We start from the raw sequence: 24,160 nt of genomic DNA on the forward strand, positions 1-24,160 counted from the left end.
GTCACCGACCTCCCGAGGAAGCAGCAGAGGGCGCGGGCGTCTTCAACGGCCCCGTGATGGGATCTGACGCCTCTCCCCCGTTACCGGCGTTGCCTCCGAGCGCACCGGACGGGCCCGACACGGTGATTCCGAGCGGAGTACCGCGCAGGAGATCGGATCGCATGCGCGGGACCGTGAAGTCGAGGAGCGCGAAGAGATTCGCGTAGTCGCCTCGCACGATCCGGTCGAGGCGGGACACCGGGAACGGCAGGGTGAATGCCATGTCGAGCGACTTCGTGATCGAACCACCCGAGTCCGCCAGAGATTTCAGAAACGGAGCCACGTCGGACACGACGCTCCTGACGTTGGAAGCGCTCGCAGTGATGACATGTTCTGCACTGTCGGAGAACCGGTCGAGCGCGGTGAGTGCGTCGCTGAGACGCTGACGACGGGAGACCAGTTCTGTCAACGCGGGAGAGATCCGCGAGATCGCGTCGTCGAGTGTCGGCGCGTCGTCGGCGAACACGGATGCGAGATGGTCGAGCCCGTTGAGTGCAGTGCTGATCTGACCTCGCCGCGCCTCGATCGTCTTGGAGGTCTTGGTCAGTTGTGCGACGAGATCTTTCACCGTGTCGGTGCGACCGGCCAGCGCATCGTTCGCACCGTCGACGATGTCACCCAGTTGGGCGAGCCCACCGCCGTTGACGACCACCGACAGCGCCGAAAGCGTCTGCTCGGTGGTCGGATACGCCCCTGCCCGCTCGATGGGGATCACCGCGTTCGGCTCCAGATGGCCGATCGGAGCGGTACCCGGCGGTGGTGCGAGTTCGATGTGCTGGGATCCCAACAGACTCGTCTGGCCGATCGAGGCCACCGCATTCGCGGGCAGACTCACCTCACCATTGAGCGAAAGGTGCAGCCGTGCATGCCAATCCACCAGCGAGATGGACGTGATCCGACCGACTTCGACATTGTCGACCAACACGGGAGAGTTGGCGGTGATGTTGGTGACATCCGGCATGTCCACTGTGATGGAATACGCCCCGGCACCCGTCCCCTGACCGCCCGGCAACCGGACGGATTCGACGCCGTGCCATCCACAGCCGGACGCCACACACACCACCAACGCCGCCGACGCGGTGGCGATTAGTGCGCGCCACCGGATCGCTGGGCCGATGGGCCCACACCGGGCGATCGTTCTCATCGACTCCCACCTCCCGGCAACAACAGTGCCGACAGCGACCGCGGCACGGTGCGGTTCTGCGGCGGTGGGCCCGTGAGACCGGGCACGGACGTCAAAACCCCTGGCTCACTGGCGATCTGCTGTCCTGAGTCGGCGAACCCAGCTGAGGTCGGCGAGGTCAGGAAGTTGGGATACGACGTCTTGAGGGTCGTGAGGTAGGCGCCGAGATACTGAGTGCACAGATCCGCACCTCGTTGACTGTTCTGGGTTCCGATGGATGCGAACCCTCCGCAAACGGCCTGCACCGGATTCTCGAAATTGGCTGCGGTGAACACACCTGTCATGCCTCCGACGGACGGCTTGTAGATGTTGTAGAAATTGGCGAGTTGGGTGGGCGCCTGGTGGAGTATTCCCTCCACTGCCGCCTTCTGCGACTGGATCACGCTGGCCAGGTCCGCCGCTTGACGCAGATTCGACGACACCGCATCCCGGTTCTGCGAGATGAACGTCGTGACGTCGTCCATGGTGCGATCGAGAGATCGGAGCGCCCCGGCGACGTCGGTCCGGCTGCTGCCGAGCACCTGGGAGATGGTCGCGAGTCGCTGATGGAGTACGGCCACCTGGTCGTTGCTGCCCGACATCGCGCTGACGAAGACCTGAAGGTTGCGGACGACGGCGAACAGGTCGTCGCGCCCATCGGCGACGACCGTCATGGCTTGCGAGAGTTTGGTGATCGTGTTGTTGACGTCGTCGGCGTGCGGGGCGAGGTCGTCTGCTGCTGCGTCGACGAGTTTCTTCGCCGAGCCCGGATCTGTGGGCCCCTTACTCGAGACCTCGGTGGTGATGTCGCGCAGGGAGTTCTTGATGTCGTCCCATTCCATGGGAACCACCGTCCGCTGCAACGGGATGGTCCCGGAACCCAGCGTGGGACCACTGGTGTACGCGGGTGTCAACTGGATCGTGCGACCGGCCACGAGGCTCTGCGAGACGAGGGCAGCCCGCGCATCCCGGGGAATCCTGACCGAATCGTCGACCGACATCCGCACTTCGACGAAACCAGCTGCTGGATGCAGGGATTCCACTTTCCCCACCGGGACACCGAGTACAGTCACCTGATCGCCGGGATAGATCCCCGTGGCCGACGTGAAGCGGGCGGTCACGATGTTCGGTCCGTCTTCACGCGCGCCGTGGGCGACGCCTGCCCAGACCAGGGCTGCCACCACCACGATCACGGCGATCACGAACATGCCCTTCTTCATCGGGGACCACCGCCTGCGGGAGCTGTGGGACCGGCACCCGGTGGCGAGTTGGCGACGATCGCGTCGACGAGTGGCTGCAGGTAGGCAACAGGAGCCAGGTTTCCGACGAGTGCGGTGAAGAAGGGCCCCGTTCCGACACTCTCACCGAGTGCCATGGCGAAACTGCGCAGTCCCGGAATCGATTTGCTGATGTTGTCGCGATTCTTCTCCAACACCCCGAGTACGGTGCGTAGTTGAGTCAGAGCCGGACCGACCTGCTGCTGATTCTCGGCGATCGTTCCGGATAGCTGGTCGGCGAGATAGCGCGTCCCGATGATGAGCCGCTGCAGTTCGTCCCTGCGGGACTGTACTTCACCGAGTAGCGCGGTCGCGTCCCGGACCAGCGTGGTGAGCTGCGCACTCCGATCCGCGAGTACCCCGGACAGTGAATGGGTGCGGCGCAACAGCTCACGCAACTGTTGGTCGCGGGAACCAATCGTCTGCGACAGCCCCGACGCCCCTGCCATCGCATCGGCCAGCGAGGGGGATGCCGCGTCGAGGGTCGAAGTCGCCGCCCTGATCGCCGTGTCGAGCTGGGCACCACTGGTTTCCGACAGTGTCGAGCCCGCGTCGTCGAGTGCATCGGTCAACGAATACGGCGGGGTCGTCCGGCCGAGCGGGATCGGCGTGTCGTGCGACAGCTCGCCGACACCTGCGGAGGTCACCTTCAATCCCCTCTTACCGAGGACCGACGTGGTGACGATCGCGGCTCGTGTCGCGTCGCGCAGCGGGACCGGACCGTCCACTCCGAACGTGACGAGGACCCGATTCCCGTCGAGCGCGATGCTCGACACCTTGCCGACCTCGACACCCGATATCGTGACTGCGTCGCCGGGCCGCAGGTTGCCGACCTCCACGAAGTAGGCGCGATACCGGTTGTCGGAGAACAACCCCGGGATCTTGTCGTACGTCAACGACCCGACCACGAGTATCGCGACGAGCAGGAGTCCGATCGCCGCAACCCGCCGGCGCGACATCTCGCGGAACGTCGGGATGTCGAGCCGCCTCATTTGGCGCACCGCCCCGTGGTCTGGTCGAGAAGTGGGATGTCGATGTCCTTGCCGTCCGTACCGGTGAGTCGCAGAATTGCCTGGCACGCGTACATCTGGAAGGCCGCGCCACTGCCGCCCATGCGTCCGAGACGCCGATACGCTTCCGGCAGCTTCGAAAGCGTGCTGTCGAGCATCTCCTGCCCGTCAACGAGATTCGCGGTGGTGGTGTCGAGGTGGATCACCGACTCGCGGATATCGGGTCGGATGTTCCCCAGCAATCCGCCGCCGGCCAGCGTCGCCCCCTCCAGATGATCGATGATCTGGTCCATCGGATCGGCCTGATTCGCGAACTGACTCACTATCGCCTGGAGGTCGCCGATCGACTGCGAGAGTTCGTCGCGGCGCTTGTCCGCCACTGTCAACACGGTGTTGAGGTTGTCGACCAACTCCCCGATAACGGAGTCCTGCTCGGCCAGCATCGACGTCGACGATCCGACCGTGTCGAGCAGTGTGCGCACTTCACCGCCCTGCCCCTGCAGTGTCCCGATGAGTGCGGCGGTGAGTTTGTTGAGTTCGTCGCCGGTCACCGAGCGGAACAACGGCTTGAAACCACCGACGAGAGAATCGATGTCGAGCGCCGGTGACGTGCTCGCCTCCGGGATCACACCGCCGGGTGCGAGCGTCGATACCTGTTGCGTGTCAGCCCCCTTGCCGATGTCGAGGTAGCGGTCGCCGGTCAGGTTCTCGTAGCGGACCTGCGCGCGAGTCGCGGTGTCGAGAGGCCGTGTGGACGCGACAGTGAAGTCGACACGGACCGAGGCGTCCGACTGCAACTCGACGTCGGAGACCTTTCCGACCTCAACCCCCGCGACGCGCACCTTCTGCCCCTTCTTCAGCCCCGACGCATCGGCGAACACGGCCGAGTACGACTCGGTTGTGCCGGAACGGAAGTCACCGAACACGACGATCAGCCCACCGAGAATCATCAGCATGACCACCGTGTAACAACCGACCTTCAAGTAGGGTGCGCGGCCGGCGGCGTAGCTCATCGCCGACCTCCGTTGGTCTGGCCGAGCAGACTTGTCAACAGGTTCTCCGGTTGCACCGTCTGCGATTTCGGCTCGCCCCGGTAGGGATTCACACCAGTGTTGGTGACCAGATAGGGCGCGTTGGTGCCCATCGGGACGTCGGGGAGCCCGAAGCAGCGTGGACCACCCGATGCGCCGACCACGGGAAGATTGTCGGGATAGCCGTAGAGTCGGACCCCGGGCAGGAACCCGATGTCGAGGTGGATCCCCGGGTAGTCCTTGGACCCCAATGCCGGCAGCCCCGTCTGCAGAACGTGATCCATTCCGATGATCGTGCAGGTGAACGCCGGCGCATAGACGCGGAGCAGGTCGGTGGTCGGATTCAGTACTCGTAGCGCTTCGATTGTTCTGTCCCCGTTGTTCTTCAGGAAGTCGGTCCCCGTGCGCGTGAACCCCATGACACCGGCGAGCATCAGGTCGATCTCCGGGTTCTTGTCGGTGACCGTCGACGCCGTCGATCGAACGTGGCTGACGAGCGACTCCAGTTCGGGCGCGCTCGGCGCGTACGCCATGATCGCGTCCGCCGCGGCGTCGAGCGTCGGACCGAGTCGGGTGCGCGGGGAGTTCAGTCGGGTGAGGAGTGCGGTCACCTCGTCGATGGTCGTGCCGAGGCTCGCACCGCCACCGTTACCGAGTGCCCCCGACAGTGCACCGAGTATCTCGTTCAGCTTCTCGGGCTCCACCTGACGCAGGACACCTGTGAGGTTCTGGAACACCGTGTTGATCTCGACCATCACGTCGTCGGTGTTGATCGTCGCTCCAGGTCGGAGTGCAGAATACGACTGCTGTTGCGGAGCAATGAAATTGACATACTTCGCACCGAACACCGTGGAGGACGAGATATCGACGCGAGCGTTGTCCGGGATCTCGTCGAGTTCGTTCGCGTCGACGGCGAGGACGATGGCGACACCGTCGTCGTGGGACTCGACCGCCGCCACCCGTCCGACCTGCAGACCCCGGAATGTGACCTTGGCACCGGGATTCATCAGCAGGCCCGAACGCGGTGCGACGACGGTCACCGTCGACGAATTTGTGAAGCCACCGGAGAAGGAGATGGCGGTGATCATCACCCCCAGCGCGAGCACGACCACGAGGCCCAGCGCATAGAACTTCAACCGGAAACGTCCCATCCAGGTCACCCGGCGAGATGGAAGTTGCCACTCGCACCGTAGACGGCGAGCGAGATCATCAGGGTCACACTGACGACCACGATCAGCGAGGTGCGCACCGCGCGGCCGACCGCGCGGCCGACGCCGTCGGGTCCGCCACTGGCCGTGTACCCGTAGTACGTGTGCACCAGCATCACCGCCATCCCCATCGCGAGCGCTTGCAGGAACGACCACAGAATGTCGACGGGCTGGAGGAACGTCCGGAAGTAGTGATCATAGAGACCGCCGGATTGGCCGTACACCGTCACGGTGGCGAATCGGCACGCGTAGAAGGAGGCGATCATCGCCGCCGAGTACAACGGCACGACGACAAGCGTGCCTGCGATGATCCTGGTGCTGACCAGATATGGGAGCGGGCGGATACCCATCGAGTCGAGGGCGTCGATCTCCTCACTGATTCGCATCGCGCCAAGTTGTGCGGTAGAGCCTGCACCGATCGTGGCCGACAATCCGATTCCCGCGACCACGGGTGCGGCGACCCGGACGTTGATGAAAGCCGCCAGGAAGCCGGTCAGCGATTCGATACCGATGTCGCCGAGCGAACTGTAGCCCTGTATCGCGATGGTCCCGCCGGTGAACAACGTGAGCGAGGCGACGATGACCACGGTTCCCCCGATGACCGCCAACGTGCCTGTCCCCATGCCGATCTCGGCGATCAATCGGAGCACGTCCTTGCGATAGTGACGCAACGCCACGGGCACCGTGCGCAGCGCTTCGACGAAGAACTCGACCTCCGCTCCGACCCGGTCGACCGAGTGCGATGCCGCGGCGGCTCGTCGTCGAGTACGAATCGTCAGATCGGCTCCGGCCACCATCATGAGCCCGCCACCTTCACGCCGACCGCGGTGACGAGGATGTTCACCACGAACAGACCGATGAACGCATACACGACTGTCTCGTTGACCGCTTCGCCCACGCCTTTCGCACCGCCTCTGGCGGTGAGGCCCCGATAGCAACCGACCAACCCGGCCAACAGGCCGAACAGACCGGCCTTGACGACTGCGATCAGCAGTTGAGACAGCCCGGTCAACAGCGTCAGATTTCCGACGAAGGCTCCGGGATTGACGTCCTGGAACAGGACGGAGAAGGCGAAGCCCCCGAGGATACCGATCGTGCACACCAACCCGTTGAGGAGGACACCCACGAACGCCGACGCCCATACCCGCGGCACGACAAGCCTTTTGACCGGATCCACTCCCATCACCTCGAGTGCGGAGATCTCGTCGTGGATCGTTCTCGATCCGAGGTCGGCACACAGTGCGGTTGCGCCTGCACCCGCGACGATCAGCACGGTGACCATGGGGCCGATCTGCGTGATCGTGCCGAACGCAGCACTCGCGCCGCTCAGGTCAGCAGCACCCAACTCGCGCAGCAGTATGTTCAGGATGAACGTGACCAGCACGGTGAACGGGATGGCGACGAGCACGGTCGGGAAGGTCGACACCCGCGCGATGAACCACACCTGATCGACGAACTCCCGGTATTGGACCGGCCGCGCGAACGTGTAGCGGAAGGTGTCCAGAGTCATCGCGAAGAAGCCACCCACACCGTCGACACCACCGGATACCCTGCGTTGCAAAGAATTCCATCCGGATCGAGCTGTCGACGCGGCAGTACGGCCGCCGCCGTCGCGTACGCCCCGAGCGCCCGCAGCGCCTGAGACGGCTTCTTTGATCGCCATCAGCAACTCCACCCTCGATTGGTCCAGAGCATACAGTTAGCATCACACTGTGTGTTCAGATCGAGCAGGATTATTAGAACGTGTTCTCACCCGGAACGCAATGGGTCGAGACGACCGGTTGTGCAGGGACCCAACCCACTCCGGTGATCGATGGCGTCTGTCAAGGTGGTGACGTGGCACGAAGAAGCGGCTGGGGCGGTGCACTGCCCGCCGACGACGATGAGGCGGCGCAGCGCATTGTCGCGGCGGCGCGCCGCATCGTCGAGGAAACGGGTCGCGCGGCATCCGTCAGTGAAGTGACGCGCGAACTGCAGATCACTCGTCAAACCGTCTACCGCTACTTCCCGGGCGTCGAGGCGCTGACGAATGCCGTCGCCATCGACATCGGCACCGAGATCGGCGAGATGCTCACATCCCAGTTGGCGGGAATCACCGACCCCGTCGACGCGATCGTCGAACTCCTCGCATCCGCGATCGAGACGGTGCGTGCAAATCCTGTTGTCGCTGACGGTCTGACACGTTCGGCCCCAACCAATCCCGTGGTCGCGGTCACGGGCTCCGCGTCTCGTGAGTTCACCGTGGACGTCCTCCGGCATCTCGACGTCGACTGGGTAGCCAATGGCATCGACGACGATCGTCTCGACGAGTTGGCGGCGTGGCTTCTACTGATCTTCGAGGGATTCGCCAGTCGGCAACAGGGCGAATTCCCGGGCGGATCAGAGATCCGAGCGTTCCTGCGTACCTGGCTCGCCCCCTCGATCACGGCAATGAGTAACGGCACAGCGCACCCACCTGCCTAGGATGGGTACTTCGGTATTGCGTCAGACGCAAGAGTAGATGCGTAAGGTGCACAAAGCCGCTACCCTGCCGTTCATGCAGCACTCCGCGTACCATTCCCACCCGCACGAGCACGATCCGGACGACTCGGCTGTTGGCGACATGCTGGAACTCGACGCCGCGGTGATGGGTGCTTACCTCGACACCGCCATCGCTCACATCAGACACGCCCTCGACCGCGAGCCAACCGTGATCGTGGACGTCGGCGCCGGAACCGGCGTGGGGCTTCGCGCTCTGGCTCGAGCCTTTCCGGATTCTGAGGTGTTCGGCGTCGACGCCTCGCCCGAGATGGCCATCCGCGCGGGGTCGCAAGCGCCAGACAACGTCCGGACTGTCACGGCCGACGTCAACAACGGTTGGCCCGCAGGGGTTCCGACCGCCGACATCATCTGGGCGTCGTCCTCGCTGCATCACGTCGCGGCTCCGGAGGTCTTCTTGCGTGAAGCAGCCGCCTACCTCCGGACGGGCGGCGTGTTGGCGGTCATCGAAATGACCGGCCCGCCAAGGTTTCTCCCGGGCGACGACCCACTCGAAGTGCACATCGTGGCCGCAATGGACACTCAGCAGTGGAATTCATTCCCCGACTGGACCGGCGCCATCGAGAAGGCCGGACTCGACGTCGTCGACCGTGTCGACCTGACCGTCGAGGTGGATATGTTGTCCGACAACGTGTTCCGGTATGCGGACGCATGGTTCTCACGTGTACGGCTGGGACTTGCCGACGAACTCTCCGAGGACGACCGTGCGACGCTCGACGCACTGGTCTCCGCCGAGTCGCCCGGCTCCATCCGCCGCCGCACCGACCTCGCCGTACGCGGCGGTCGCACCATGTGGATCGCCAAGCCGCGGAACACCACCGAGCCGCGGGACATCACCGAGTACACCGACGACAGATCGGAGATCTTGCCATGAGTTTCGCTTCCACACCGTGCATCGACACCCTTGTGATCGGTGGCGGCCCAGCCGGACTTGCCGCAGCCATCGCACTGGCGCGGTCACTGCGCTCGGTGAGCGTGATCGATTCGGGACACCAACGCAACGCCTCTGCGCAAGGTGCGCACAATGTCCTCGGCCGGGAGGGCATCGCGCCGCTCGAACTGCTCCGAGCTGGCCGTCGAGAGGCGGAATCCTATGGCGCACAGATCGTATCAGGCGAGGTGAACTCCGTCACCCGTGTCGTGTCCGGCACCGACGTCGCGTTCGACGCGATTCTGGCCGACGGATCGACAGTGCGTGCCCGCCGCCTGCTGCTGGCCAGCGGCCTCGTCGACGAACTACCGGACGTCGATGGCCTCGCGCCGCTGTGGGGACGAGATGTCTTGCACTGTCCGTACTGCCACGGCTACGAAGTGCGCGGCACGCGCATCGGCATCCTGGGCACGGGTCCCTCGGCGATGCATCAGACGCTGCTGTTTCGCCAACTCAGCCCACGCGTGGCGCTGATCGATCAGGGCATGCCACCACTCTCCGACGACGAGCGCGCACAACTCAACGCACTCGGCGTGGATCTCGTCGCTGGTCGCATGAGGCAACTGGCGACCAACACGTCGGGACGTCTGCGTGCCGCGGTATTCGACGACGGGCGCGAACTCGAGCTCGACACACTTGTGGTCGCACCGCGATTCGTGGCCCGCGGCGAACTGTACGAGTCGCTCGGCGGCCGGCTGACGGAGACCCCGATGGGCCGGTTCATACCAACCGGTCCCGGAGGTCGCAGTCCGATCGACGGGGTGTGGGCGGCCGGCAATTCCGCAGATCTCGCTGCCATGGTCGGCGCGTCCGCTGCGGCGGGCACACAGGCGGGCGGCATGATCAACGCCGACCTCGCGGCCACCGACGCACGGGCAGCGGTGGCCCGTGAGACGACCATCAGCGCCACCTGAGGAGGCGGACGACGACGACCACGAGGCCACCGTCCTACTCGGGAAAGCCCTCCAGCACGGCCCTACTCCCGGAGAGTCCTAGCCTCGTCGCGCCCGCCTCGATGAGTTCGGCCGCGAAGTCGGCCGACCGGATGCCACCGCTGGCCTTCACGCCGACCGTCGGCCCGACAGTGTCGCGCATGATCCGCACGGCCTCGATCGACGCACCACCCGCCGGATGGAAGCCCGTCGAGGTCTTGACGAAGGCGGCTCCGGCGGCGACAGCGCGGCGGCACACCTCGGCAAGCGTCTCAGGGCCTGCGACATCGAGAAGTACCGCTGACTCCACAATGACCTTCAGCACCGCGGAGTCGCCGATCGCCTCGTGCACCGTGAGCACGTCGGTGAACACCTCGTCGAAGTCACCGGCGAGCGCGGCACCGACGTCGATGACCATGTCGACCTCGTCGGCGCCGGAGTCGACGGCCAGTCGCGCCTCTGCGGCTTTGACCAGCGAATGGTGTTTGCCTGACGGGAAGCCCGCGACCACACACGACTTCCGCTCACCCGTCCGGATCGGCAGCATCGAGGGAGACAGACATACCGCGTAAACGCCGAGGTCGGCGGCTTCGGCGACGGTGGCCTCGGCATCGGCACGGGTGGCTTCGGGCTTCAGCAGCGTGTGGTCGACGATTGCGGCGACGTCGGCACGTCTGAGGTCGGTGTTGGTCACATAGGCGAGCTTGGCACACTGTCGGTTGTGACTCTCGCAGACACCTCCGGCCGCCGTTACGTCCTGACCCTCGGCTGTCCGGACCGCACAGGCATTGTGGCACGCATCTCGACTTTCCTCGCCGATGTCGGCGGCTGGATCACCGAGGCCGCCTACCATTCGGACCCCGACACGGGCTGGTTCTTCACTCGCCAGGCGGTGCGCGCCGACTCCATCGCAAGCGGCATCGACGAGCTGCGCGAACGGTTCGCCGCGGCCATCGCCGATTTCGGACCGGACACGGTGTGGAAGCTCACCGACAGTGGCGCCCAGAAGTCAGCGGTGCTACTCGTCAGCAGAGAGGGGCACTGTCTCACCGATCTGCTCGGTCGCGCGGACCGCGGCGAGCTGCCCGCCCGCATCGCGGCTGTCGTCGGGAATCATCGCGACCTCGAGGGACTCACGACACGGTTCGGAGTGCCCTTCCACTACGTGCCCTTTCCGGCCGGTGACAAGCAGAAGTCGTTCGAGACCGTGGCGTCGATCGTCGACGACCTCGATCCCGACGCCGTGGTGCTGGCACGATTCATGCAGATCGTCCCGCCTCAGTTGTGTGACCGCTGGGCGGGCAGAGCCATCAACATCCATCACAGCTTCTTGCCGAGCTTCGTCGGAGCACGCCCGTACCACCAGGCATTCGCGCGTGGCGTGAAGCTGATCGGCGCGACATGCCACTACGTGACGGCAGACCTCGACGCCGGGCCGATCATCGAGCAGGATGTCACCCGCATCGACCACGGCGACACCGTGAGCGACATGGTCCGTCAGGGTCGGGATATCGAGACGTTGGTCCTCTCACGCGGACTGCGGTGGCATCTGGAGGACCGCGTGCTGGTGCACGGCCGAAAGACCGTCGTGTTCAACTGACCTCGCGCACAGTCGGCTGCAGAGAGCGCACGGTCGGGTGCACGGGGCGCACAGTCGGCCGCAGAGAGCGCACGGTCGACGGTCAGAAGTCGAAGCCCCCGAAGTCGCCACCACCGAAGTCGCCACCGCCCCAGTCGCCACCTCCGCCGAAGTCGCCACCCGAATCGCCGCCGCCCCAGTCGCCGCCGCCACCATCGCCGGAATCTCCGCCGAAGTCGCCGCCACCGTCACCGCCGTCGATACCTGACATGTCCGAGCCGTCGCCCGCCCCACTCTCGAACGCGGCTGCGTCGTAGGGAACGCCGTGCATGCCGGAGAACAGCGTCGAGAAGAGCAGCATCGAACCGACGCCCCAGGCACCTGCGACGAGCGCGGGCTTCCACCACGGCTCCGAATACCAGCCCGCAGGAACCGGACGCCCCGCGACACGACCGCCCGGGTAGTAGTTCGGGGTGCGTGACGACGGACTCGGCGACGCCTCGACCTGACGTCCGTCGAAATCGACCGTGCGGTCCTCTGTCACCGCGCCCGCGCTGCGCTGGCCGTCGAGTTCCGGAATGGCCGGCCCCGGGTCCATGTTCATCGCGGTCCGCGCAGCTCGGATGTAGTACAGCCCTTCGATCGCGGTCTGCTTGGCGAGCCGCGCCTGCGCGGGCGAGTTGGCCTGCTCGATCTGCGACCCGGCGGCCGTGTAACGCTCACCGGCGTCCGCCAACGCCTGCTTGGACGCGGGCGAGTCACCGACCAGCATGTACACCTGACCGCCGAGGCGTTCGATGACCTGACGGGCGTCGGCCTTCGCGTCGTCGAGGCTGCGGGCCTTGCTCGCGCCCGACCGCTGCTGCGAAATCACCACCACCCCCACCACGAGGACGACGACGATGATGATCAGGAGCAGCGCGCTCATGTTCTCCTCCAGCATGCGGGGACGTGATCGGCCCCGGGAAAATCGGACATTCCTCTTCGAGAGTACCGATGTCGGACGTGTCGGGTCGGCGACGACGCTGTCACCACCCGTCAGAGCACGTTGCAGGTCCCCGCGTTTCCGTCCGCACCCGTGGCGGAGTTGGTCAGTGAGAGATTCTCACCGTCGACCGCGAAGTCGACGCCGTCGTTGGTCACCTTCAGATTCTTGACGTTCACCTGGTCGAAGAATGGACCGAACATCGACTTGGACACTCCGTCGACGATCTGCTGCGCGTAGTCGGAGGGGATACCGAAGATGAACGCACTCGCCTTCACCACTTCGAACTTGATGTGTCCGGCGTCGACCGTTGGTTTGATGGTCGCGCTCACGGGAATCGGGATGATGCCCAGATTGAAGGACGTACTGACGTCGACGGTGCCGTCGGCCTCGTTGCCGGTGATGGATTCGATGCTCGCGCCCGCGATCGCGCCGCCCGCGCCGCTCTGGTCGGGCCCAGCACCTGTCCCTGTCCCGGACCCGCCACCACTCATCTCCTGCTTGCCCAGATCAACGACGTGGGAGAAGGGCACGTAGCCGGTGCCGTCGAGCGAGCCGACCTTCGTCGTGTCGCCGTCGGCGTCGATCCTGTCGGCACGTATGTGTAGTCGGGTACCGCCCGAATCGTTCTGCGTGTCGACCTGAACCCACGGGATCTCACTTCCGGTGGCTTGCAGGAGCATCGGCTTCTTGCTGAGCGAGACGCTCGTCGGCACACCGGTGAGACTGCTGAACTGCTGGTCGAGACAGTCGGTCACACGCTTGCGCAGGATCAACTCCGAAGCCACCGCTCCGATGACGAGCACCAGAACGAGTGCAGCGGCGGTGATTCCGATGATCTTGCCGGTACGACGTCGCCGCACGGGCGAGGTGAGGACCGGTTCGTTCGGGGGGTCGATGACCGTTGTCGCCGCACCGGGTTCGAATGACCGGGTGCCACCTGAGGTCGCCGAGTACGCCCGCGGTCCCGGCTCTGTCGGCGCCGCGGCGAAACGCTGCGTGGGCGAGTGATCGGTCGAAGGCAGATCGCCGGGCGCGGGCGACGGTCCGCCCGCGGGTGATGGTCCGCCCGCGGGTGATGGTCCGCCCGCGGGTGATGGTCCGCCCGCGGGTGATGATGTCGGTCCGGTCGGCTCCGGCGCCGGACCCCGGTCTGCGACCGGGACCCATTCGCTACCGGAATCCTGCGCACCCGCATGGCCATCGCTGCGCCCCGCCGTCGGCTCCGAGCGGGTCTCCGCATTCGACGGTGCTGCCGATTCTCGAGGACTGGCAGGGCCGTCGATGTCGCCTGGCCGCGAGTGCGGTTCGTTCTCGTTGTCGGTCATGAGCACCTTCAGTCCGTGGTCGTCGGTCTCTACCTCTTCGGTTCGTGTGCCGAGACCGGTCAGATGGATTTCCGGTTGGCGAGGACGGCGATGCGCGTCCGTGCCGTCTCCACCGCCGCTAGGTCGATGTCGTGAGCCCGGACACATTTTCCGGACCCGTACGCGGCGACCACCGTACCCAAGGGATCTGTGATTTGGCTGTGGCCCACCCCGGTTGGAGCACTGCCCTCGCGCAGATCCGGATCGTCGGGTTCCGCTTGTCCGACGGCCACCACGAACGACGAACAATCGAGTGCTCGCGCGGTCGCGAGTACCTCCCACTGCGCGACCTTGCCGGGGCCCGCACCCCACGACGCGGGCACGGCGATGACCCGTGCACCGTTCTCGGCGAGGGTGGTGAACAAGTCGGGAAAACGGATGTCGTAACAGGTTGCCACGCCGACCGTGGTGCCCCCGATCTCGACGGTCACCGGCTTGTCTCCCGCGGCGACAGTCCGCGACTCGAGGAACCCGAAGGCGTCGTAGAGGTGGATCTTGTCGTAGGAGTCGATCCGGCCGTCGGGATGCGCGATCAGCAGCGTGTTGAACACCCGGTCGTCATCGGCGGGGGTGAACATGCCCGCGATGATGGCGATCTTCTCGTCGACCGCGATCTGCGCGACGCGGGTCGCCCAGGGACCGTCGAGCGGTTCGGCGACTGGGCCGAGTGGAACCCCGAACCGGCACATCGTCGCCTCGGGGAAGACGACGAGGTCGGCGCCATCGGCCGCGGCCTGTGTTGCGGCTTCGGCGACGACGACGAGATTCGCACTCGGATCATCGCTTGAATTGATCTGTGCCATTGCGATGCGCATGCGGCAAGCCTAGTGGCGTCCTCGACCCCGAAACCACCTCGCGCAGGGGATCTCGTGCGCGTGCCGGGCCCACCTTCTATGTGGTGGGTCGAACGAGGGACCACGGAACCGTCAGCACGTTGTCGGTGGTCTGCTTGCGCGGTCGCACAACGGGAATGCCCGACTCTGCCATCAGCCGCAGCGTCTCCCTCCATCGCACCCGTGGACCGAACGGTGCGTGCGGCGCCGCCACATCCCAGCAGCGATCAGCGGCGACGAGTAGGTCGTGCACGGGTTCACCGTCGACGTTGCGATGAATGAGTGCCTTTGGCAGCCGTTCAGCGAGGTCGGAAGGTCGGCTCGTGTACGCGGGCGCCCAGCTGAGTGTGAGGCTGCGCGGTCCGTCGGCGTCGAGAAGGACCCAGGTGCACCGACGGCCGAGCTCGTCGCAGGTTCCCTCCACGATCGCCCCGCCGGGGCCCAGTCGTTCCATCAGCTCACGCCAGGCGGGCCAGACCTCGTCCTCGTCGTACTGGCGCAGGACGTTGAACGCTCGCACGAGTTGCGGTCGCAGCCCCGCCAGTTCGAACCCGCCGAGGCCGAATCGGACACCGTCGCGCGATTCCACCACGCGGTCGGGGTCGATCTCGAGGCCGACCATCTCCAGGTCGGGTGCCACGGTGCGCAACCGCTGCGCCATCTCGACAGTGGTATCGGGTCGGGCACCGTAACCGAGGTCGACGACGAGCGGCGCATCCGAGCTGCGCAACGCAGCACGCACGGTCGGGTCGTTGGCCATCCACCGATCCACACGACGCAGACGATTGATGTTCGTCGTACCGCGAGTGATTCGGCCTGTTGGCTTACCCGAGCCGGACCGGCTCACGGGAGGCTAGAGGTTCTTCTTGACCCAGTCCGCCGCATACTCCGCCTCGGCGCGGAACAGATCGACGAGATTGACCAGCATGAGCTGCTCGAGCTTGCCGTTCACGAACGGGATGAACACCTTGACCTCTGTGGTCTTGCGGATGGTGCAGCCGGTCTCCGTGGGAAACAGCTCCTGCCACCCGTTGAGGCTGCCCGGTCCGGCCGGGATCGACGCGGTGTAGTCGCCCTTGGTGTTGTCGGGATCGAACGGGCCGAACGATTCCTCGCGGGTGATGACCATGTCTTTCATCAGCACCGTCTGCGCCAGCGCGGGCAGTTGATCGCGTCCGATGGTCTGCTTGAGGACAACGCGCAGGCCGGTCTCGTCGGATCGGAAATCCTCGACCTCGCAGTGCGGCGAGATCATCTGGAACCCGGCCATCATGTCGTCCCAGTACTGCTTTGTGCTCTGCGCTTCGTACAGTTTCTCCACGGGATGGGAGTAGCGCGCTGAGTAACTGAGCCGTCGTGCCATGGGTTTCAGGCTAACCGAGCACGGTTCGGCCACCAAAAGCCGGCACGACCGCCCACCTGCACCGCAGCACTCACCGAGTGCCGGAGCCGCGTTCAGTGACCTGCTTTTTCCCAGGTGACGGTCTCGTCGTGCTCGGCGTCGAGCAGCTTGGTCAACTCGTCGATGACGGCCTTCTCGATCTTGCCGCCGACGAAGGGGATCGAGACGTTCGCGCTGCCGGAGTACTGCATCGCCGCCGGATCACCCGTGACCGACACCGTTGCCTCGACCGTCGCGGGTGCCCCCGTGACCGACGCCGTCATGGTCCCGCTGATGGTGTCGCCATTCCGAGTGAACTCGTTGCGTCGCGGGATCTCGAGGTCGCCCGGTCGGACCTTGGTGATCATCGACGGCAGCTTGTCCTCGGGGATTCCCTGCTTCATCTCGACGGTCACGGTGTCGCCGTCGAGCGCGAACGACACGAGCTCCCCGTGGCTCGAGTTGATGATCTGGAGCAAGTCACGCCAGTACTGCTCGTTGGTGATGATCTCCCAGTACCGCGTGGTGGAGAACGGGTAGGTCACGGTGTGGTTCAGCGTGCTCGCCATGACAGAGCAGACTACCCGAGCCACCACGCACCATCGGCCCCGGCGACGCGGGCTCGGTTACCGTTACACGGTGATCGACAACCCCTCCGCCCTGCAGTCCGCGCCACTCGCCGATCTGACCACCCTGCGGGTCGGAGGTCCGGCGCACGCCATCGTGCACTGCCGGGACACGCGCAGCGTCGTCGAAGAGATCACCGCGCTCGACGCCGAGTCGGAACCGGTACTCGTCATCGGCGGTGGATCGAATCTACTGATCTCCGACGACGGGTTCGACGGCACCGCGGTCGTCATCGAAAGTGAGCGGATCGATTTCGGCACGGGCCGCGAGTCGGGACGTCCATACGTCACCGCCGACGCCGGTGTCGTCTGGGACTCGCTCGTCGCCGCCACCATCGATGCGGGATTTGGTGGGCTGGAATACCTTTCGGGCATACCCGGCGCTGCGGGCGCCACCCCGGTGCAGAATGTCGGAGCCTACGGCGTCGAGGTCGCCGACGTCCTGCGCAGCGTACAAGTACTCGACCGGCGAGCGCGAACCCTGCGCTGGGTCTCACCGGGTGAACTCGGACTGGGTTATCGGACCAGCACCCTCAAATACCGGAACGACTTCGTCGTCGTCGCAGTTTCGTTCTGGCTGAACGAGGATCGGCTCAGTCAGCCACTGCGCTATCGCGATCTCGCTGATCGACTCGACGTCGCTCGGGACTCACGAGTCGACGCGAGACTCGTCCGCGACACGGTGCTGGGTCTCCGCCGCGGCAAGGGCATGGTGCTCGACGCCGACGACCACGACACGTGGAGCGCCGGTTCGTTCTTCACCAATCCGATCCTTGATTCCGTCGACGCGCCCGCGATCATGTCGCGCATCCGGGAACGTGTGGGTTCCGACATCTCGATGCCGTCATTCCCGGTGGCCGACGGCGTGAAACTGTCCGCAGGGTGGCTGATCGAGCGCGCGGGTTTCGCGAAGGGGTACCCCGGCCCTTCGTCACCTGCCCGACTGTCGACCAAACACACTCTCGCACTGACCAATCGGGGATCGGCCACCGCCGACGAACTCCTCGACCTCGCGCGCGACGTACGCGACGGCGTACACCAGGCGTTCGGCGTCACACTGCATCCTGAACCCGTACTCGTCAACTGTTCGTTCTGAGGTCAGACCTGGTGCCCGGCTGACGGACTGATCCGACTCGTGACGGCCGGAGCCATCACCTCGTCGACGATCTCGTCGAGCATGGCGTTGACCCGCCCGGCAGCCTCGATCGTCGACATGTGACCGACACCGTCGAAGACGATCTCATCGCGCAGAGAACCTCTGCGGCGCAGGATCTCCGACATCTCGTCTGCATGCCTGCGCGGAGTGAGCCTGTCATCGGTGCCCACGAGCACGGTCGTGGGCACCGTCAACGCATCGAGGCCCGCTGCGACGTCGAGACGCCCCATCGCGGCACCCCACCGCCCACGCGCGCGTGGCGGACACGACATGATCATCTTGTCGACGAACTCGACGTGTGATGCGCGCGCCGACGACCCGAGTGCCACGTACTGGGAGACCCGCGAGGTGAAGGGTCCGTGCGGCAACGGGGTCGACGCGCTGGTGACGAGCCGACTGACCGCGGGCACGAACGGTTTGCTGTAGCGCGGCAATCCCTCGGGGATGAGCAGATGATTCTGGACCACCGCCTGTGCCGCGGTCGATGCGAGCACCACCGCCGACACCGTCGTCGACACCTTCTCGGGATGCTGCTTGGCCCAGGACATGATCGTCATCCCGCCCATGCTGTGCCCGATGAGGATCGCGCGGCGACCCGGCGGGACGACGGCACCGAGCACGGCATCGAGATCCTGCCCGAGGGTGTCGATCGTCGGACGGCGACGGCCGAGTTCACTCAAACCGTGCCCGCGCTGGTCGTAGGCGACAACGGTCCGCTTCTCCGCGAAATGGTTGATCTGCGGATTCCAGTAGTGGGTGTTGCAGGTCCACCCGTGCACCGCGACGATCACGTCGCCGGTATCGGCAGCTGTGGGTTCCGGCCCGTAGATCTCGACGTTGAGGGTGGTGGCGTCGACGCTGGTGACCCGACGCTGTACCCGCGGTGCCGTGGGGTCGGCCAGCAGGTCGTCGGGTCCGTCGTCGACGGCGGGAGCAGAGGACAACACCCCGCGCGCGATCCCGGCGACATTCGTACCGGCCCCGACGGCCACGCCGCCGAGCCCGAGCGCTGCGGCACCGAGCGCCAGATTCCGCGTTTTCATACCTCTCCATCCGTCGCACTGTGGACCCACCGGTGACCGCCCGGTCGGGCGTCGCATCGTCGACGCGATGAGACCTAGTCGGTCAGATCCTCGCGGACACCGGACGACGACCGCCCCTCCCGGACGACATCATTCGATGTAACACTACCCGTTGTCACATCCGGGTCTCTTTCTGCATCCATCCGAGGAGCATCATCACCGGTCGACGCGACGTCGCCGCCAGCGCTCGGGACATCGGCGTTCGGGACATCAGCGTCCGGGACATCTACTGCGGCGTCGAAGTAGGTCGAGGCCTCGCCGATCGCCTTGGAGATCTCGTCGTCGAGCGCCTTGCGGAACGTGGTCTCGACGATGTCATGGGCCATGGGCCGGACCGTCTGGATGAGTTCGGCCATCTTGCTCACGTTGGCCTCGCCGAGTTCGGGCAGTTTCTCGTCGAAGTACTTGTCGGTGATGATCGAGACGAAGCTGCGCGCGGCGTCCTCCAGGTCGTCCTGCACGCGCACGAAGCGGTCCAGCAGGACGTCGATGTCGATGCCGCTCTTGACCAGTACTTCGGCGCCCTCGAGGACCTCGGGGTTCTTGATAGCGTAGTGCGCGCCGTCCTTGACCAGAAGTCCGAGTTTCTGTCCGAGCGCGATCGACTTGTCGGAGGCGTTGAGCGTCTTGCGCAACTCGGTGATCGTGATCGTCGCGGCGCGTTTGAAGTTGCGAAACCGACCGCCCCGGGGTTCAGCGCGCAGTACGTGCTCGACCTTCATCCCGTAGTGGGCGGCATGGAGCAACTCGCTGATCGTCGCGAACGTGTAGCCGCGTTCGAGCATGCGGGAGATCAGATTGAGGCGGACCAGATGCTCGTCGGAGTACCAACCCGTGCGGCCACGGATGGCAGGCGGCGGCAACAGCCCCCGGTCCTGGTAGACGCGGATGTTGCGGACACTGACCCCTGACGCCTCCGCGAGGTCGTTGATCCGATACTCAGCCACGGCGACAAGTGTATTCCCGAGGTATCCGCACCCGACGCAGCACCGACCGAAGAAGCCGGGGTGCGAGTGTGCTCGCGGGTTGCCGCGAACTCAGCGACGCTTGCTGAACCAGGACTTGCCCTGGATCTCGTCGACGCGCGGACGCACATCGACCAGGTAGACGAGCATCGCCACGACCCCGATCAGGTAGAACAACGACGGCGCCTGGAAGAACCAGATGAACAGGGTCGCGGCCAGCAATATCAGGACCCAGATGACCTTGGTCTGCTTGCCGACCGCGGGGAAGGCGTCCGCGCGCTGCATCGACGCATGGATCAGGCACACCAGCGAAGCGACGCCCGCGACGATCGTCAGTATCCAGAGGATCAGGCTTTGGCCCGCGGCCATGAAACTCACAAAGTTCACAAGTCACACTCTAATCGGGGTCGGCGTGCGAGGACTCGGCGCTGTTCTCGCGGTTCTCACGTTGGAAGGATTCGTAGATCTCGAGCAGCATCTGTTTCTGCCGTTCGCTGATCGAGGTGTCGATCAGCAACGCATCGCGGACCGGACTCGCCGGGCGTTCCTCGAGGATTCCCGCCCGCACGTAGAGCACCTCGGCAGACAATCTCAGACCCTTGGCGATCTGCGCCAGCACGTCGGCCGACGGTTTGCGGAGACCGCGTTCGATCTGACTCAGGTAGGGGTTCGACACTCCGGCGCGGTCGGCGAGCTGACGCAGCGAGACCTCCGCCGCCACACGCTGTGAGCGGATGAACGAACCGATGTCCTGCGCAGCGGTTGCGACCACGTCCTGTGCCGCATTGGCCACTGTTTCCACCGGATTGCTCGAGCCCTCAGGCTCCGTGGTCGATTCACCACCGCTGCCGTGTTCGTCGGCGCCCGGCGCCGCGTGGTCGTTCTCTGCAGACATGTCACTCCCGAAATTCATGGCATGCCCAGTATCGGCGCGCGTGCTAGCTCGTGCAAGCAGCCGAAGGCCGACGACCGGCCCAGCCTTCAGTCGACAACCGACACCCCACGTCAGCCGAAGATCAGCTCCGACACCGTGTAGATGGCCAACCCGGCCAGCGAGCCGACGACCGTTCCGTTGATGCGGATGAACTGGAGGTCGCGGCCGACCTGCAGCTCGATCTTGCGGCTCGTATCGTCCGCATCCCAGCTGCGCACCGTCTCGGTGATGACGGAGATGATCTCGCGGGCGTAGTTCGAGGCGACGTGGTGGGCAACGCGGGCCACCCACCCGTTCATCTTCTCCTGTAGCGGCCGGTCGTCGCGGATTCTGACGGCCAGTCTGATGACCGCGTCCGTCAACGTGTTGCGGAGCGTGCTGTTGGGGTCCTCGAGCATCTGGGCGATCACTGCCTTGCCGGTGTTCCACGCCGTCGACGCCGCGTCGGCGACCTCGTCGCTTCCGACCAGGTCGCGCTTGATGCCCTCGAACCGCTCGATCATCTGCGGGTCGTACTGCAGGTCGTGGGAGAACTGCTCGACGAACTGGTGCATCGAACGCCGCATGTCGTGATCGGTGTCGGTCTTGACCTTGTAGGTGAAGTCGACGAGTTCGCGATAGATCTTGTCGCCGACGAGATTGGTCACGAACTTGGGTTTCCACGAGGGACCCACATCCTGATCGACCACACGATCGATGAGATCCTGACTTCCCACGGCCCAGTCGTATGCGCGGTCGCACAGCAGCTGGAAGACCGGTTCGAGTCGGTCCTCGTGGATCAGCTGTTCGAGGATGCGCCCGATGGGTGGCGCCCACTCGGGCTCCGCGGCCCACCGCAGGACCGCCTGGATGAACTGCTCGATGTCTTCGTCGCCCAACATCTCCGACGCGAGCTTGATCGCGCGTGCGGCCTCGTCGGAGACCCTCGGCGTGTTGGCCGGATCAGCCAGCCACGTGGAGATCCTGCGCGGCATGTCGAGTTGTTCGGCGCGTTCGACGACGACGGCCGGTGTCATGAAGTTCTCTTCGATGAACTCGCCGAGTTGGTCGCCGATCTCGTCCTTCTTCTTGCGGATCAGCGCGGTGTGTGGGACCGGGATGCCCAGCGGGTGCTTGAACAACGCGGTCACCGCGAACCAGTCGGCGAGACCGCCGACCATGCCTGCCTCCGACGCCGCCCGCACATATCCCACCCATGCCGCGACGTCGGCTCCGTCGCGGTGTTCGAGGTAACGCATGCACAGGTAGACGATCGCGGCAACGACCAGGAACCCGGTCGAGACCACCTTCATCTTCCGGAGATCGCGGCGTCGTCGTACGTCGCTCGCGGAGTCGGTGGCACCGAACCCCGGTGCTGACCGCGTCGACTTCACGGGTTGCTGCTCCTCCGGGCCGGATACGTCCGGAATGACTGTCGACACTCCATAAGTTCTACCCTCTCCTGGGCATTAGGCTGGCCGGGTGATGGCCAATCGACCCAACCCGGCAGCCGCGGCGCGCAACGCGTTGTCTGCTGCAGCCCATGTGACACGAGGGGTCGAGCAAGCGCTGTTGAGTGCGGTCACCGACGACCCGGTCAAACCCGATGGTCGCCGCCAACGATGGGAGAAGCACAAGCGCGAGCGGCGAAGCGAGTTGACCGACGGCACGATCGACGCCGTGCGCACCCTCGGAGCAGACGCCGGAATGGACGAGATTGCCACGCACATCGGTGTGTCGAAGACCGTCCTCTACCGGTACTTCAGCGACAAGAACGACCTCGGCACCGCAGTGACCGTCCGCTTTTTCGAGACCACACTCATGCCACGACTGGCCGAGGCGATCTCCGACGACGCCGACGAGTACACCCTGACGAGAACAGTCATCGGCGTCTACGTACGAGCAGTCGCCGACGATCCGGCGCTGTACCGCTTCGCACTCACCAACTCGCCGACATCGTCGGTCGGGTCGGTCGAGTCGGAACGTCTCGTCGCCCAACTCCTGACCGCCGCCATCGTGATGCGCATGGAAGAACGGTCGGCCGACACCTCCGGCGCGAAGGTGTGGTCACACGTGTTGGTCGGCGGCATCCAGCGAGCCGTCGACTGGTGGATGACAGATCGCGACGTCTCGGCCGACGAACTCATCGATTACCTGACAATGATGGTGTGGAGTGCGATCATCGGGATCGCCGGAGCGAACGGGTCCCGGGAGGTGTTCGTCACCGACCCACCGCCGCTTCCCGAAGTCGCTGCACCGCAGGAGGTCAGGTTCGATGGCTGAGCACCAAGAGCATTCACCGTGGACCGAGCGCCCCTCGGTGGCGCTACGTCCGTCGAACACCGGCCCCATCGCCGACTTCGACGCCGGGTCGACACCGGGATTCGACGGCGACAAGTCGCTCGGCGAGAAGACACTCGTCGAGCGCGGCCGAGCGCTCGACGACCTGCAGGACATGTTGTACGCCAACGGTCGATCCGGTGATCACCGGTCGGTGCTGCTGGTCTTGCAGGGCATGGACACCGCGGGCAAGGGCGGCATCGTGCGCCATGTCGGTGGGCTCGCCGACCCGCAGGGGCTGTCCATCAAGGCTTTCGGTAAGCCGACGGCAGAGGAACTCGAGCACGATTTCCTCTGGCGCATCCGCAAAGCAGTGCCGCCCGCAGGTCATATCGGGATCTTCGACCGTTCGCACTACGAAGACGTACTCCCTGTCCGTGTGCACAATCTCGTGCCCGAGTCGGAATGGGAAAAGCACTACGAGATGATCAACGAGTTCGAGCAGGATCTGGTCGAGACCGGGACAACCGTGATCAAGTGCGCACTGGTGGTGTCGAAGGAAGAGCAGCGCAAGCGCCTCGCCGAGCGACTCGACCGGCCCGACAAGTACTGGAAGTTCAATCCCGACGACATCGACGAGCGCGCCTACTGGGACGACTACCTCGAGGCATATCAGGCCATCTTCGATCGCTGCGATACCGACTCGGCACCGTGGTACGTCATACCCGCCAACAAGAAGTGGTACGCCCGACTCACGGTCTGCGAGTTGTTGATCGAGGCACTCGACAGCCTCGATCTCGGCTGGCCCGCAGCCGACTTCGACGTCGACGTCCAGAAGAAGCGTCTCGCCGCCTCCGCCTGAGCT

General features: G+C 65.2%; 26 protein-coding genes. 7 read left to right on the top strand and 19 right to left on the bottom strand.

From position 1 onward, the window contains the following. Position 1: 1 nt before the first annotated feature. From LK459_RS05745 to LK459_RS05775, 7 genes are read right to left on the bottom strand one after another with little or no spacing between them, the layout of a single operon-like run. The gene (locus LK459_RS05745) at positions 2–1,183 is read right to left on the bottom strand and encodes an MCE family protein (protein ID WP_227922260.1); all 1,182 of its coding nucleotides are present in this window, start codon (positions 1,181–1,183) and stop codon (positions 2–4) included. After that, the gene (locus tag LK459_RS05750) at positions 1,180–2,421 is read right to left on the bottom strand and encodes an MCE family protein (protein WP_007239173.1); all 1,242 of its coding nucleotides are present in this window, start codon (positions 2,419–2,421) and stop codon (positions 1,180–1,182) included. The genes LK459_RS05745 and LK459_RS05750 overlap by 4 nt, the downstream gene beginning before the upstream one ends. Beyond that, positions 2,418–3,470: an MCE family protein gene (locus LK459_RS05755; protein WP_007239172.1), complete on the bottom strand. Its 1,053-nt coding sequence runs from the start codon at positions 3,468–3,470 to the stop codon at positions 2,418–2,420. Before LK459_RS05755 ends, LK459_RS05750 begins: the two co-directional genes overlap by 4 nt. After that, positions 3,467–4,501, bottom strand: a complete 1,035-nt coding sequence (locus tag LK459_RS05760; protein WP_227922261.1) for an MCE family protein — start codon at positions 4,499–4,501, stop codon at positions 3,467–3,469. The genes LK459_RS05755 and LK459_RS05760 overlap by 4 nt, the downstream gene beginning before the upstream one ends. Further along, positions 4,498–5,670, bottom strand: coding sequence for an MCE family protein (locus LK459_RS05765; RefSeq protein WP_007239170.1), 1,173 nt, complete (start codon positions 5,668–5,670; stop codon positions 4,498–4,500). The genes LK459_RS05760 and LK459_RS05765 overlap by 4 nt, the downstream gene beginning before the upstream one ends. A gap of 5 nt (positions 5,671–5,675) precedes the next feature. Next, on the bottom strand, positions 5,676–6,527 hold the full coding sequence (locus LK459_RS05770) for an ABC transporter permease (RefSeq protein ID WP_007239169.1): 852 nt from the start codon (positions 6,525–6,527) through the stop codon (positions 5,676–5,678). Further along, positions 6,524–7,237 (bottom strand): MlaE family ABC transporter permease, encoded by a 714-nt coding sequence (locus LK459_RS05775; RefSeq protein WP_051997974.1) that lies wholly within the window; start codon positions 7,235–7,237, stop codon positions 6,524–6,526. The genes LK459_RS05770 and LK459_RS05775 overlap by 4 nt, the downstream gene beginning before the upstream one ends. Positions 7,238–7,563: 326 nt before the next feature. Here LK459_RS05775 and LK459_RS05780 point away from each other — a divergent pair, with 326 nt between their 5' ends. The 3 genes from LK459_RS05780 (at position 7,564) to LK459_RS05790 (ending at position 10,110) form a co-directional block, all read left to right on the top strand. After that, positions 7,564–8,190 (top strand): TetR/AcrR family transcriptional regulator, encoded by a 627-nt coding sequence (locus LK459_RS05780; protein ID WP_039994109.1) that lies wholly within the window; start codon positions 7,564–7,566, stop codon positions 8,188–8,190. Positions 8,191–8,263: 73 nt separating this feature from the next. Further along, positions 8,264–9,139 carry a class I SAM-dependent methyltransferase gene (locus LK459_RS05785; protein WP_227922263.1) on the top strand — a complete coding sequence of 292 codons (876 nt, stop codon included), beginning with the start codon at positions 8,264–8,266 and terminating at the stop codon, positions 9,137–9,139. Further along, a complete protein-coding gene (locus LK459_RS05790; protein WP_039994100.1) occupies positions 9,136–10,110 on the top strand; it encodes an NAD(P)/FAD-dependent oxidoreductase in 975 nt (324 codons plus the stop codon). The genes LK459_RS05785 and LK459_RS05790 overlap by 4 nt, the downstream gene beginning before the upstream one ends. Positions 10,111–10,144: 34 nt before the next feature. Here the strand turns inward: LK459_RS05790 and deoC are convergent, their stop codons facing one another. Continuing rightward, on the bottom strand, positions 10,145–10,822 hold the full coding sequence (gene deoC / locus LK459_RS05795) for a deoxyribose-phosphate aldolase (RefSeq protein ID WP_007239164.1): 678 nt from the start codon (positions 10,820–10,822) through the stop codon (positions 10,145–10,147). Positions 10,823–10,849: 27 nt separating this feature from the next. Here deoC and purU point away from each other — a divergent pair, with 27 nt between their 5' ends. Further along, the gene (purU, locus tag LK459_RS05800; RefSeq protein ID WP_138985281.1) at positions 10,850–11,728 is read left to right on the top strand and encodes a formyltetrahydrofolate deformylase; all 879 of its coding nucleotides are present in this window, start codon (positions 10,850–10,852) and stop codon (positions 11,726–11,728) included. Between the two features lie 82 nt (positions 11,729–11,810). On the opposite strand, the gene LK459_RS05805 is transcribed toward purU, so the two are convergent. The 6 genes from LK459_RS05805 to LK459_RS05830 all read right to left on the bottom strand — a co-directional run bounded on the left by LK459_RS05805 (position 11,811) and on the right by LK459_RS05830 (position 16,842). After that, positions 11,811–12,635, bottom strand: a complete 825-nt coding sequence (locus LK459_RS05805; protein WP_007239162.1) for a hypothetical protein — start codon at positions 12,633–12,635, stop codon at positions 11,811–11,813. A 110-nt stretch (positions 12,636–12,745) separates the two neighbouring features. Beyond that, positions 12,746–14,020, bottom strand: a complete 1,275-nt coding sequence (locus tag LK459_RS05810) for an LmeA family phospholipid-binding protein (RefSeq protein WP_007239161.1) — start codon at positions 14,018–14,020, stop codon at positions 12,746–12,748. 59 nt (positions 14,021–14,079) lie between these two features. Beyond that, the gene (locus LK459_RS05815; RefSeq protein ID WP_007239160.1) at positions 14,080–14,874 is read right to left on the bottom strand and encodes a carbon-nitrogen hydrolase family protein; all 795 of its coding nucleotides are present in this window, start codon (positions 14,872–14,874) and stop codon (positions 14,080–14,082) included. Between the two features lie 76 nt (positions 14,875–14,950). Next, positions 14,951–15,652, bottom strand: a complete 702-nt coding sequence (locus tag LK459_RS05820; RefSeq protein WP_007239159.1) for a hypothetical protein — start codon at positions 15,650–15,652, stop codon at positions 14,951–14,953. Positions 15,653–15,745: 93 nt separating this feature from the next. Beyond that, positions 15,746–16,255: a DUF2505 domain-containing protein gene (locus LK459_RS05825; protein WP_007239158.1), complete on the bottom strand. Its 510-nt coding sequence runs from the start codon at positions 16,253–16,255 to the stop codon at positions 15,746–15,748. Positions 16,256–16,347: 92 nt separating this feature from the next. Continuing rightward, the gene (locus LK459_RS05830; RefSeq protein WP_007239157.1) at positions 16,348–16,842 is read right to left on the bottom strand and encodes a DUF2505 domain-containing protein; all 495 of its coding nucleotides are present in this window, start codon (positions 16,840–16,842) and stop codon (positions 16,348–16,350) included. Between LK459_RS05830 and LK459_RS05835 the strand changes: the two genes are divergently transcribed. Next, positions 16,841–17,995, top strand: a complete 1,155-nt coding sequence (locus LK459_RS05835) for a UDP-N-acetylmuramate dehydrogenase (RefSeq protein ID WP_373279025.1) — start codon at positions 16,841–16,843, stop codon at positions 17,993–17,995. The two genes, LK459_RS05830 and LK459_RS05835, sit on opposite strands and share 2 nt — an antisense overlap. Positions 17,996–17,997: 2 nt before the next feature. Here the strand turns inward: LK459_RS05835 and LK459_RS05840 are convergent, their stop codons facing one another. From LK459_RS05840 to LK459_RS05860, 5 genes are all read right to left on the bottom strand, one after another. After that, positions 17,998–19,098 carry an alpha/beta fold hydrolase gene (locus LK459_RS05840; RefSeq protein ID WP_227922265.1) on the bottom strand — a complete coding sequence of 367 codons (1,101 nt, stop codon included), beginning with the start codon at positions 19,096–19,098 and terminating at the stop codon, positions 17,998–18,000. A 74-nt stretch (positions 19,099–19,172) separates the two neighbouring features. Beyond that, complete coding sequence (locus LK459_RS05845) at positions 19,173–20,084, bottom strand: MerR family transcriptional regulator (RefSeq protein ID WP_007239154.1); 912 nt, start codon at positions 20,082–20,084, stop codon at positions 19,173–19,175. Positions 20,085–20,174: 90 nt separating this feature from the next. Then, entirely contained in the window at positions 20,175–20,489 is a 315-nt protein-coding gene (locus LK459_RS05850) for a DUF2516 family protein (protein ID WP_007239153.1), read from the bottom strand. 10 nt (positions 20,490–20,499) lie between these two features. Then, the gene (locus tag LK459_RS05855) at positions 20,500–20,997 is read right to left on the bottom strand and encodes a helix-turn-helix domain-containing protein (protein ID WP_227922267.1); all 498 of its coding nucleotides are present in this window, start codon (positions 20,995–20,997) and stop codon (positions 20,500–20,502) included. 110 nt (positions 20,998–21,107) lie between these two features. After that, complete coding sequence (locus tag LK459_RS05860) at positions 21,108–22,457, bottom strand: DUF445 domain-containing protein (protein ID WP_407648733.1); 1,350 nt, start codon at positions 22,455–22,457, stop codon at positions 21,108–21,110. Positions 22,458–22,500: 43 nt separating this feature from the next. Between LK459_RS05860 and LK459_RS05865 the strand changes: the two genes are divergently transcribed. Both LK459_RS05865 and LK459_RS05870 read left to right on the top strand, forming a co-directional pair. Beyond that, the gene (locus tag LK459_RS05865; protein ID WP_174299139.1) at positions 22,501–23,298 is read left to right on the top strand and encodes a TetR/AcrR family transcriptional regulator; all 798 of its coding nucleotides are present in this window, start codon (positions 22,501–22,503) and stop codon (positions 23,296–23,298) included. Next, positions 23,291–24,157, top strand: a complete 867-nt coding sequence (locus LK459_RS05870) for a PPK2 family polyphosphate kinase (RefSeq protein ID WP_007239149.1) — start codon at positions 23,291–23,293, stop codon at positions 24,155–24,157. The genes LK459_RS05865 and LK459_RS05870 overlap by 8 nt, the downstream gene beginning before the upstream one ends. The last annotated feature ends 3 nt before the right edge of the window (positions 24,158–24,160 follow it).

Origin of the sequence: Gordonia otitidis (genome assembly GCF_020735545.1) — a bacterium.
GTDB lineage: Bacteria > Actinomycetota > Actinomycetes > Mycobacteriales > Mycobacteriaceae > Gordonia > Gordonia otitidis.